The sequence below is a fragment of the Chamaesiphon polymorphus CCALA 037 genome (assembly GCF_003003845.1).
Taxonomy (GTDB): Bacteria; Cyanobacteriota; Cyanobacteriia; order Cyanobacteriales; family Chamaesiphonaceae; genus Chamaesiphon; species Chamaesiphon polymorphus.
The window spans coordinates 1-11,741 of sequence record NZ_PVWO01000150.1 but is presented as its reverse complement, the minus strand read 5'-3'; the positions used below and the strand labels follow the sequence as shown (position 1 = coordinate 11,741).

The window sequence follows — 11,741 nt, the reverse complement described above, 5'->3', positions numbered from 1 at the left end:
ATTATTATCAGACTAGAAAATATTAATAAAACCTATGGTATCGAAGATACTTTAGTTAAAGCATTAGATGATGTCAGTTTGACGATCGCCGAAGGTGAATATTGTGCGATTATGGGGCCTTCTGGTTCTGGTAAATCTTCAGCCATGAATATTATCGGTTGTCTCGACCAACCTACCAGCGGACATTACTATCTCGATAAATTAGATGTCTCCACCGTCCCCGATGCCGAATTAGCCAAAATTCGCAATCGCAAACTCGGTTTTATCTTTCAACAATTTCATCTGTTACCGCAATTAAACGCCCTCGAAAATGTAATGTTGCCGATGATTTATGGCGGCCTAAATCAGAGCGAACGCAAAGAGCGTGCGGTAGTAGCCTTAGAAAAAGTCGGGTTGAGCAATCGGATGGCCAACCGTCCCAATCAACTCTCTGGGGGTCAACAACAACGGGTGGCGATCGCGCGGGCAATTGTCGGCGAACCTCGCGTCTTACTGGCTGACGAGCCGACAGGAGCCTTAGATTCGCGGACGACTCAAGAGGTAATGGATATTTTTACCCAACTAAATGAAAGCGGAATTACGATCGTCATGGTCACTCACGAACCCGATGTTGCCAAACAAACCAAACGCATCGTGTGGTTCAAAGATGGTCGCGTCATCCACTCTCATCTGACACCAGGTGAGATTTATCAAGTCGCTATGGCGGGGTAGGTTTTAGACTTTAGGTTTCCGGTTCTACTCCCTTTCCGGTGGAAAAATTATAGATATATACATATCTACGCCGAATCGAGCCAATTGAGATCGAGATAATTAATCCGCTGATTGGGATTGAGAGATGCTAATACTTGTTGACCGTAAATTCGTCTGTCGATCCGATTGTCAAAGATCGCAACTATCCCTTGAGCCGATCGCATTGGCGCGATCGCCCGATGTAAGATTCGCAAACCTGTCGGCAATAAATAAAGCCGAAACCAATCCTGTTTTTGTTGCTTATAAAAACTTACCTTCGCCGCAACTAGCGGATCTTCAAGTGAGGGAATCGGTAGCGTCGCAATAATCATCAGTTCGGGTGTGGGTAAATCGTCTTGATGATGCTGCCAAAATTCCCAGCCAGAGATCAGGATATTTGACGCGTTGAGGTCGGTGCGTTCGACTTGGACTCTACTTCCCCATTCAGCCGCGAGAATAGCTGCTAATTGAGCTTTAAGCGGGGTATCTTGAATGAGAATAACTACGAATTTGGAGCGACTGTTAATTAGGTGTAGTAAATGTTTGATTTCATCGACTAAGATGGGTTGAAACTTGCTGGTATTGGGCATCGGCATCCAGCGGGGAATGTAGAGTTTGAATAAATCGTTTTGTCGATCGAGTGGGAATTTAACTGAGGTCATTTCGCCCAAGCCTAATTCTTGACGATAACCGATCGCTTTATTATTGAGATCTACCGCGCTCGCAATCAAAATCGATGGTTGTCGTTGCCAAATGGGGGTGAGTTCGGCAACTAAATCGATCGGCGTAATTGCCAGTATAAATGTGCCGCGAGTACGATCGAGTTTTGCCCAGACTAATCGATCGGGTTTGTCTAACTCGCGATAAAATTGCTGCCATTGGGGGGGTATGTCCTGCGAGAGAATTTTACTCAATGACTCGATCGACAATCGATCGCCAGCATCTAATAAATAGCAATTATAAGGATTGAGCGGACGTTGCCATAAAGCTGAAAGCCAGCTAATTCTGAGGGAGACAATTTGCGCGGCAATTGCTGGCGGTTGGCTCAGTCGCAGCTCGTCCCAATCTTGGGGAGTTAGCTCGATCGTGAGTAATGTTTGCGCCCAATTTTCTAATTCATCCGCACCGTCGATCGCGATCGGATTGCAGGCAACAGCATCGGGAGCAGATAATTGTAGACTCAACCAAGATTGCGGATCTGTTATCCACAAGCCTGCAAATTCTGGCGGGGGTGGAGTATCGCTGCAATAGACTGGTTTAGAAGTACCCAACCATTGCTGGAGTTGGGGGAGTTCTCGCTCGACTAACCGCTCGCGAATGGCTGTGGGAATGGCAATGGTTACGGAGCCTTGCCACAATAGTGCGGGAATCAGATAGCTGAGGCGATATGTGCCCTGTTGGCGATGGGTGGGAATCCCGGTTTGAATTAGTGCTGATGTCGAGCGTCGCAAGGCTTGCGCTACTAAGCGCGTCATCGTCAGATGATGGTTCCAGCTAACGATCTCAGGTTGATGTCGCAACAGATCGCGGAGGATGACATGAGTGGTAACTTCGATCGGTTGGGACATTAGTCATTGGCGCAATCTCTCATGACCGAGAAAATCGCGATTATTTAGCAGAGATTACTTCTCGATCTTAATCATTCTGTCGTCACAATCGCTAGCTTGAGAGCAAAACATCGATAATTTTTCGGGAGTTACCGCTCTAAGGTACGATCTGTTGTTTTTGGATCTCTGTTCCCAACTCCCAACTCCCAACTCCCAACTCCCAACTCCCAACTCCCCGCTCCCCGCTCCCCACTCTATCTTTTCATCCTCAAATCCAGCAACACCATTTTTTGCTTCTACAAGTTGAACCTTGCGATCTGGGTGCATCCAGAGATACGATAGAGATACCGATCTTAAGTTTTCATTAAAAATATCGGTATTAGTAATTTCTATGCTGTTGTGGACTACAGTCCATCTGCTCTTAAGTAACAACCTTCTCTAACATCTGACGAGCTAGTCTCCCAGGCAGGAGGAGGCTAGGAGGTTTTATGCTGAGTCGAGAAGATACGATCGAGCTATCCGACATCACTGACTTAAATCAACTCAAGTCAGAACTCAATCATCTACCAGCGGTAGATGTGGGCGATTACATTAGTGAATTGCCTGGAGAGCGTCGTGCGATCGCTTTTCGATTGCTGTCCAAGGGTTGTGCCATCGCCGTTTTTGAATACCTCCCGACGGAGATTCAAGAAGAGTTGATCGAAGCTCTCCACGATACTCAAGTTTGCCAGATTATTGAAGCCATGCGTCCCGACGATCGCGTCGCCCTATTTGACGAATTACCCGCAGGCGTCGTCAAACGACTCCTACCCCAACTCAGTCCAGAAGAACGCGCGGCTACCGCTACGATTATCGGCTATCCCGAAGGGACTGCCGGACGGGTGATGACGACGGAATACGTGCGGCTGCGGCAAGGTTTGACAGTCGGCGAAGCTTTAGCCAAGATCAAACAAAGCGATCGCGATAAAGAGACGATTTACTATGCTTATGTCACCGACGATAGTCGGAAACTAATGCAAGTGGTATCGTTGCGGCAATTAGTATTTACGCTACCGGATACGCCGATTAAAGATATCGGTAGCGATCGAGTGATCAAAGTTTATACCGAAACCTCTCAAGAAGATGTCGCGCGCCAAATGCAGCGATATGACTTGATTGCAGTCCCAGTCGTCGATCGCGAAGATCGGTTGGTAGGTATTATCACGATCGATGATGTCGTCGATATCTTGCAAGAAGAAGCCACCGAAGACATCCAAAAACTGGCAGGGGTCGCCAGTGGCGAAGATTCGTCCCTCTCCTCCCCGTGGAGCAAATTACAAAATCGCCTGCCCTGGCTGCTCGGCATTATGGCACTATATATCGGTGCCTCCAGTTCGATCGCACCTTTCCAAGACACGATCGCCAAAATCCCCGTTCTCGCGGTAATTATGCCGCTCTTTTCTAATACTGGCGGCGCAGTCGGTACCCAAGCTCTCACCGTCACCATTCGCTCCCTCGGTGTCGGCGAAGTCACCGCTGGCGATACCCTCAAAATTCTCGGCAAAGAGCTACTAGCAGGGCTAGGAACAGCCCTCGGACTCGGATTGACCATGATCCTGCTCGCCTTAATTTGGACGCCGCCAGACGAACGCTGGGTGGCACTGGTGGCAGGTTCGGTTATGGCTGCCAATTCGATCGTCGCCGTAACCTTAGGCACGTTACTACCGATCGCCTTCAAGCAGGTAAATGTCGATCCAGCTCTAATCAGTGGGCCGTTAGTCACGACTCTCCTAGACACGATCGGGTTTATTCTGTTTCTATCCTTAATTACCCTTTCCGTTAATGTCTGGCATCTTTAGCCGATCTAGCTTGCCACTGTGTACTCTTTCGGTAAGCACCACTACTCTATACGGTTCGCCTCAATTTCGACATTGGTATAAGTCACATACAGTAGAGAGGTATCAACTGAGCCAGTCATAAGATAACGGTCGATTGCTTACCGTCAGTCATCGAAGAGGTACGGAAAACCACCCTTCAAAAAAGGCTCAGTTGGCACAAAGATAGGGATCGATTCTGTAATATCGATTCGTGTGACTTGCTCACTGCGCTCGTTGCCATTATTCAAACTGTTGTCATTATTTAGGAAGTAGTTATAGTTTTATGGGAAAAGTTGTTGGCATTGACTTAGGAACTACCAACTCCTGTGTTGCCGTAATGGAAGGTGGCAAACCCACCGTAATCGCTAACGCCGAGGGATTCCGCACTACCCCTTCTGTTGTCGCATTTGCGAAAAATGGCGATCGCTTGGTCGGTCAAATCGCCAAACGTCAAGCGGTGATGAACCCAGAGAATACCTTCTCCTCCGTCAAACGCTTTATCGGTCGCAAATTTGACGAAGTGAGCCAAGAAGCCACTGAAATCTCTTACAAAGTCGTCAACGATGGAAACAGCGTTAGAATCGAAGCTCCTGGCTTGGGCAAGAAATTCGCGCCAGAAGAAGTTTCCGCTCAAGTATTAAGAAAATTAGTCGATGATGCGAGTAAGTATCTGGGTGAAACTGTTACCCAAGCCGTAATTACCGTACCAGCTTATTTTAATGATTCTCAACGTCAAGCTACCAAAGATGCAGGTAAAATTGCTGGGGTTGAAGTGCTGCGGATCATTAACGAACCGACTGCGGCTGCCCTAGCTTACGGTTTAGACAAAAAGAGTAACGAAACAATTCTCGTTTTCGACCTTGGGGGCGGTACCTTCGACGTATCCGTACTCGAAGTCGGCGACGGTGTATTTGAAGTACTTGCAACTTCTGGGGACTCTCACTTAGGTGGGGACGACTTCGACAAGAAAATCGTCGATCACTTAGCGACTACCTTTATGAAAAATGAAGGTATCGACCTCCGCAAAGATCGTCAAGCTCTCCAACGTCTGACTGAAGCTGCTGAGAAAGCCAAGATCGAACTTTCTAGCGTTACTCAAGCTGAAATTAACCTGCCCTTCATCACGGCGACTCAAGATGGGCCAAAACATGTCGAAATGACCCTAACTCGGGCTAAATTCGAGGAAATTTGTTCCGACTTGATCGATCGTTGTCGCGTTCCTGTCGAAAATGCGGTCAAAGATGCCAAAATCGATAAAGCCCGCATCGATGAAGTCGTCTTGGTGGGTGGTTCGACTCGGATTCCCGCAGTTAAAGAATTAGTCAAACGCCTCTTGGGTAAAGAGCCTAACGAGACTGTAAACCCAGACGAAGTAGTTGCCATCGGTGCAGCGGTACAAGCTGGTGTCTTGGCTGGTGAAGTCAAAGATATCCTCTTACTCGACGTCACTCCGCTATCCTTGGGTGTTGAAACCTTAGGTGGTGTAATGACTAAAATCATCCCTCGTAACACCACTATTCCGACCAAGAAGTTTGAAACCTTCTCGACAGCGGTAGATGGACAGAGCAACGTTGAAATCCATATTCTCCAAGGCGAACGCGAAATGTCGCGCGACAACAAGAGTCTGGGTACCTTCCGTCTCGACGGTATTCCTTCGGCTCCGCGTGGCGTCCCCCAAATCGAAGTCACTCTCGACATTGATGCTAACGGGATCTTGAATGTCACCGCTAAAGATAAGGGCACTGGTAAAGAGCAGTCCATCAGTATCACTGGTGCTTCTACTCTCGACAAAACCGAAGTCGAACGGATGGTGCGCGAAGCTGAAAGTAATGCTTCCGCCGACAAGGAAAACCGCGAGAAAATCGATCGCAAGAACCAGGCTGATTCTCTCACCTACCAAGCCGAAAAACAACTTCAAGAACTCGGCGATAAAGTCCCCGCAGCAGACAAAACTAAGCTCGAAGGCTTAATCAAAGAACTCAAAGAAGCTGTAGCGAAAGAAGATGATGCCGAAATCCAACGCTTGAGTCCCGAAGTTCAGCAAACCTTAATGGCGATCGGTAGTAATATCTACGCTCAAGCAGGTGCTAATGCTGGTGGCGGTAGCGATGATGCTGATGGTGGTACTCCTCCTGGTGGCGGTGCAACTGGCGGTGGTGACGATGTTATCGATGCCGAATTCTCCGAAACTAAATAGTAATTTTTAGCCAAGCTCGCCCAGTTTCCCCAAGAAACTGGGTTTTTTTATCATAAAATTGTAAATCTTTACCCAAAATGGTGAATACTAAGCTCAACAACCCAATCCCCCAATCCCCCAAAGCCTAAAGCCTAAAGCCTAAAGCCTAACCCCTAACCCCTATTCCCTATTCCCTAGATCGATGAATTTATTTGATGAAATAATTCCCGCCCAACCAGATAAAGTTAATTTGTATGCCCCATATTTCATGAAATCCGCTGCCAAACGGAACGTGCTGCCCAAAGCAATCACGCTTTACCACAAAGGTGGACTTGGCGGTTATCCGGCGATCGAAGGTGGGGAAAAAATTCCTTATGTCATCAATTGGGCGATCCAGAATCTACCTGGCGATCTGACCAGATGCACGATGATGTTTGATGATAATGCCGATCTCACCTACGATATCAACATGATGAATTCGGAGTTGATTAGTTATCTGATCGATTGGCTGATTAATATCCGCGATACCAACACTCCGGATTTCCCCCAATATTTTTATTATAAACTGATGAGAATGGAAGACTAGCATGTAGTGCCTGTATCGATCGCGGCGATGCCACTACTCTGGCTCTGCCTCAGTCAGGCTACCACCCGATCGACATCAATGACTAGCAATCGCTCTGGTTGCGCTCCTGCGGTCTTCATCTTCGTGCTGACGCTCATCAAATTCCGATTGGGAACATCTTTTCCCCAAACACTAGTCATTGCGATCGCGGATAACCTAGACTAGTATGGCGATCGACGGTAATTTAACTCATCTGTGTCAGTTGCCAAGTCGGGCAGCGAGATCGCTCTCCTACTGGACAAACAACTGCTCGCTCCTCTGAAAAACGGTTAGCATTTGCAGGTAGTAATTCATCCTGGACACGAGAGACATAATCGGCATCGCCGATTTTAGATATTACTAAGTTATTGCATCATATAGTTAAATGACTAGGGATAATTGTGTGGGGATGGCTATGAAATACTTGCTGGTAGCTTCGACTGAAGCCTGTAGTGGGAAGTCGGCGACGATTTTGGGAATTGCCGATCGTTTACAGGCAAAGGGAATTGAGATTGCCTACGCTCAACCAGTCGTGACTGGAAACGCACTCGACCCCAATGGCGCGAACGATAATGATGCCAGACTGATGGCTCAAGCCTTATCCTTGCCTGCCGAGCGATTGGGATTGCCACTGTTGGTATTGGATGCGGCACGTACTCACGATCGGCTGACGGGAGTCGATAGTCGAGACTATCCAAAATTACTTCAAGATAGCGCGCACCAACTTCCAGGCGACTTGGTGATTCTCGAAGGAGGTGCCAATCTTCATGAGGGGAGTTTGTTCGATCTAGCGATCGATCGGATCGCGGAAACTTTGGATGCTGGCGTGTTGTTAGTCAACCGCTATCATCCCTTGTCGTCGATCGATCTGCTGATATCGGCGCAGCAGCGGCTGGGCAAAAGATTGTTAGGCTGTACGATCAACGATATCCCTCGCGATCGGGTAGAAAGCGTTCAAACGACGCTGGTTCCATATTTAGAACAGTTGGGTATCCCCGTATTTGGCGTTATCCATCGCAATGGATTGTTGCGAAGTGTTACTGTCAAGCAATTAGTTTCTCAACTCAATGCTGAAATATTGTGTCGTCCCGATCGATTGGACTTAATGGTCGAAAGTCTCTCGATCGGCGCGATGAATGTCAATTCGGCTCTAGAATATTTTCGACGGGGCAATAATATGGCTGTCGTCACGGGTGGCGATCGCGCCGATATTCAACTAGCCGCGCTAGAAACCTCTACACAGTGCTTGATTTTAACCGGACACCTTGCACCTCAACCTTTTATCGTCAGCCGCGCTGAAGACCTAGAAATACCCATTCTGTCAGTAGATTTGGATACTCTGACTACTGTGGAAATTATCGATAATGCTTTCGGTCAAGTGCGCCTGCAAGAACCGATTAAAATTAATTGCGCGCGCGAGTTATTCGGCCATCATTGCGATATCGATCGCTTGATGTCAGTGTTAGGAATTTGAGTTTCTGGCGGTGCTGCTTATTAGAGCGAGGAGCGGGGCGCGGGGGAAGAGAGATCGTTGGATTGCAAAACATTGCATCATACCTCGATCGGCAACTCCCTGTCTTGTCTCGCTTCTTTCGGCGGGAACCCCGCCGAGCGCGAGCCGCAACTCCCAACTCCCAACTCCCCACCCAAATAGTAACTAGATCTACACCGTAGACTACCAGTCATTACCCTTATTCTTCTTCGTCCAACCAATTTAACTCGATCGAGTTAGTCGAACTAGGGGTCGAGGAAGCACTTTCTTCTAACCCTCTAGAACTAGCGCGATTGCGGATGGCCATCAATCTGGCGATTACCTGCTTGGGATCGGAGTTGGGTTTGAGAGTGTACAACAGATTTTGCTTGGTACAAGTACTACCGACTTCTTTGGTAGCACAGACCACAGGCCGATTATTTAAAGTGCCAGCGGTAATATATTTCAATTGGCCGCTGCGATATAGAGCCTGAAATCTAGCCGATACTTGCTGACACCGGACTTGCGGTGTAAATCCCGATTCGCTAAATCCTTCCGAACTCCAAATCACGATCGGGACATCCCCTTTCTTGGTTCTAGCAACAGTTGCTGGTTTACCTTCAGCTTTGCCGCAGACAAAGCTAGTCGTCGCTGTCAAAGCTTGACTCGACGCTGCAAATAGGCTAATACCGCTGACTGCTGTTAGAGTTGCCAACCCGATCGCGAATAGGCGATGTGTGGCAATAGTCGCTATTTGCAAAGATTTCATAATTTTACACTCCGATCGATTACTACATTAAAGAAACACTAAAACAGCCCAAAGTTCCGCATGAGTTCGGAAGATTATATTAATTATTTTAGACCGCCACTCGATCGATCGCGGAGCGTACTCTAGGTAGTCGGACTTACTCGTCCATGGCTCGAAATTACCGCTGGTAGAAACATCGTAGTTGCGATTCAACTGTCAACTTCCCCCAGCAGATAATCGATAAATTGCCGTGCGGTGCGTCCGGATCGGCCATTGTGTCTTGTCGCCCATTGTAAGGCACGCTTTTCGAGTTCGTCACGATCGATGGGCAATTGTGCTGAGGCTGCCAGATGATGGACTATTTCTAAATATTTAGGTTGGTCGGCTGGCTCGAAGGTCAGTGTAATGCCAAACCTGTCGCTAAACGATAATTTTTCTTGAACCGTGTCCCACATCTGAATCTCATCAGCATCCTGGGGTCTGGGTCGATCGGCAAAATACTCTCTAACTAAATGACGGCGATTGGATGTGGCATATACTACCACATTCGACGGTCTGGCCGTGACACTACCTTCGAGTACCACCTTTAAAGCTTTGAAGGCTTCATCATCTGCTTCAAACGAAAGATCGTCTACAAAAATGATAAATTTTTGGGGTAAATCGGTCAATCGATCGAGAATTAAGGGCAGGTCGATGAGGTGAGACTTACTCACTTCCACCAGTCGCAGTTGGCTATCACAATAATAATTGAGCAATCCTTTAATGAGCGATGATTTGCCAGTACCTTTGCCACCATACAACAAAATATTTAAAGCTGGCTTACCTGCAAGTAAAGATTTTGTATTATTAATTAACGTGGCTTTTTGGAGATCGTAACCGACGAGATCGTCGAGCCGCACTCGATCGGGATGGGCGATACCCAGCAGCCGCTCTTGCCACTTTAATGCTCGATACTTCCCAAAAATACCTACTCCAGATTGTTGATAATAGCGTGCCAAATCTGTAACTAATTCACCCCATTCTCGTCGCTCGAAATTCTGAATTAGCGGCGATCTTGCCGCTAGCTTCTGGCTCTCCAACCAACAAATAGGCTTACCACCGACTTGCTGAACCCACAGTGGGATATAGCATCCATAGCTATATAGTATATGTAATGACTGAAGATCTTGCCCCACTGCGGCGATTAATGCTGAAGGTAAGTGTTGTGAAACTGACTCTGACGATACATCACTGGCAATCTTTTGCACTTTCAAGCTAAAGGGGTTTTCTGCTTGTAAAACCCGTGCAATTAGATATTCTTCCCAACTACAATTTTCAGCCGCCAAAGCTCTAAAAAAACGTCCGTAAGCAGTCAGGCAGATCAGCGCGTTACCCTGAGATCTGTCCCCATTGGCGATCGCTTGCAGCAGCGCGATGAGAGCCAGACCAACTTCACCAGCTAAAATATCTTGATAGATCAGCAATCCCGCGATCGCGCGTTGCATTTTGTGAAGTTCTGCGGTGTGTCGATCTTGATGAGAGGAATTCATAAGCTGGGGGATAGGGATTAGGGATTAGGCTTTAGGCTTTAGGCTTTAGGCTTTAGGTTTTAAAGAATTATTTAGTGAATAGTGGATAGTGGATAGAAGTCGATCGTTAATTTAGTTTTCTTATTTATTCTTATTTATTTTTTACAGAGTGTTTGTTAGCGATTTGCTCTCCCCTAGCAACCGATCGCTAGTCGCTGTATCCTAGATGAGGTATTTATATGCGCAAGATTAACAATCGCTTTTTATATATATGTCTGCTAATATCGCCAACTCCACCCAGACGATCCGCATCGCTTCGCGGAAAAGTCAACTAGCATTGGTGCAAACCTATTGGGTGCAATCCGAACTACAGAAGCACTTTCCAGATCGCACCTTTGAAGTCGAGATGATGAGTACCCAAGGGGATAAAATTCTCGACGTACCGCTGGCGAAAATTGGCGATAAGGGATTATTTACCAAAGAACTAGAAGTTAAAATTCTCGATCGATCGGCAGATCTTGCCGTCCACTCACTCAAAGACCTCCCTACCAATTTACCAGAAGGTTTGATGCTCGGTTGTGTCACCGAGCGAGAAAACCCAGCGGACGCGCTTGTCGTCAATGCCAAACATGCTGGCGCACAGCTCCAAACTCTGCCCCCAGGTGCCGTCATTGGGACATCTTCGCTGCGTCGATTGGCACAACTCCGCCATCACTTCCCCCACTTTGTTTTCAAAGACGTCCGGGGCAATGTCAATACTCGCTTGGCTAAACTCGATGCGGGTGAATATGATGCGCTAATTCTGGCCGCAGCGGGCTTACAACGCTTAGATTTTGGCGATCGCATTCACCAGCTCATTCCTGCCGAATTGTCGCTTCATGCGGTCGGACAAGGGGCACTGGGCATCGAATGTCGGACTGAAGATCCCGAAATTCTAGAGCTACTCCAAGCTTTGCAACATCAACCAACTGCTTACCGCTGTTATGCCGAACGCGCATTCCTCCGCGAATTAGAAGGTGGTTGCCAAGTCCCGATCGGGGTTAATACTACCATCGACGGTGACAATCTCACTCTCGTCGGCATGGTATCTAGTCTAGACGGT

10 protein-coding genes are annotated in these 11,741 nt (G+C 47.5%); 7 read left to right on the top strand and 3 right to left on the bottom strand.

Going from position 1 to position 11,741, the window contains the following annotated elements; all coding sequences use genetic code 11:
* Positions 1-711 (top strand): ABC transporter ATP-binding protein, encoded by a 711-nt coding sequence (locus C7B77_RS13245; protein ID WP_106305330.1) that lies wholly within the window; start codon positions 1-3, stop codon positions 709-711.
* A gap of 65 nt (positions 712-776) precedes the next feature.
* On the opposite strand, the gene C7B77_RS13240 is transcribed toward C7B77_RS13245, so the two are convergent.
* Entirely contained in the window at positions 777-2,297 is a 1,521-nt protein-coding gene (locus tag C7B77_RS13240) for a helicase C-terminal domain-containing protein (protein WP_106305327.1), read from the bottom strand.
* A gap of 467 nt (positions 2,298-2,764) precedes the next feature.
* On the opposite strand from C7B77_RS13240, the gene mgtE reads away from it, so the two are divergent.
* From mgtE to C7B77_RS13215, 5 genes are all read left to right on the top strand, one after another.
* The gene (mgtE, locus tag C7B77_RS13230; protein WP_106305322.1) at positions 2,765-4,114 is read left to right on the top strand and encodes a magnesium transporter; all 1,350 of its coding nucleotides are present in this window, start codon (positions 2,765-2,767) and stop codon (positions 4,112-4,114) included.
* 301 nt (positions 4,115-4,415) lie between these two features.
* Positions 4,416-6,329 carry a molecular chaperone DnaK gene (dnaK, locus tag C7B77_RS13225; protein ID WP_106305319.1) on the top strand — a complete coding sequence of 638 codons (1,914 nt, stop codon included), beginning with the start codon at positions 4,416-4,418 and terminating at the stop codon, positions 6,327-6,329.
* A 181-nt stretch (positions 6,330-6,510) separates the two neighbouring features.
* Positions 6,511-6,894: a type IV pilus biogenesis protein EbsA gene (gene ebsA, locus C7B77_RS13220; protein WP_106305316.1), complete on the top strand. Its 384-nt coding sequence runs from the start codon at positions 6,511-6,513 to the stop codon at positions 6,892-6,894.
* Positions 6,895-6,900: 6 nt separating this feature from the next.
* Positions 6,901-7,098, top strand: coding sequence for a hypothetical protein (locus tag C7B77_RS29990; RefSeq protein ID WP_181243856.1), 198 nt, complete (start codon positions 6,901-6,903; stop codon positions 7,096-7,098).
* A 199-nt stretch (positions 7,099-7,297) separates the two neighbouring features.
* Entirely contained in the window at positions 7,298-8,386 is a 1,089-nt protein-coding gene (locus C7B77_RS13215) for a phosphotransacetylase family protein (RefSeq protein WP_342761355.1), read from the top strand.
* A 217-nt stretch (positions 8,387-8,603) separates the two neighbouring features.
* Here C7B77_RS13215 and C7B77_RS13210 read toward each other — a convergent pair whose 3' ends face one another.
* Together C7B77_RS13210 and C7B77_RS13205 are read right to left on the bottom strand one after the other, a co-directional pair.
* Complete coding sequence (locus C7B77_RS13210; protein ID WP_106305313.1) at positions 8,604-9,152, bottom strand: COP23 domain-containing protein; 549 nt, start codon at positions 9,150-9,152, stop codon at positions 8,604-8,606.
* 188 nt (positions 9,153-9,340) lie between these two features.
* Positions 9,341-10,660, bottom strand: coding sequence for an ATP-binding protein (locus tag C7B77_RS13205; RefSeq protein ID WP_106305310.1), 1,320 nt, complete (start codon positions 10,658-10,660; stop codon positions 9,341-9,343).
* Between the two features lie 250 nt (positions 10,661-10,910).
* Here C7B77_RS13205 and hemC point away from each other — a divergent pair.
* A partial coding sequence (hemC, locus tag C7B77_RS13200; RefSeq protein WP_106305307.1) for a hydroxymethylbilane synthase occupies positions 10,911-11,741 on the top strand: 831 nt, incomplete at its 3' end.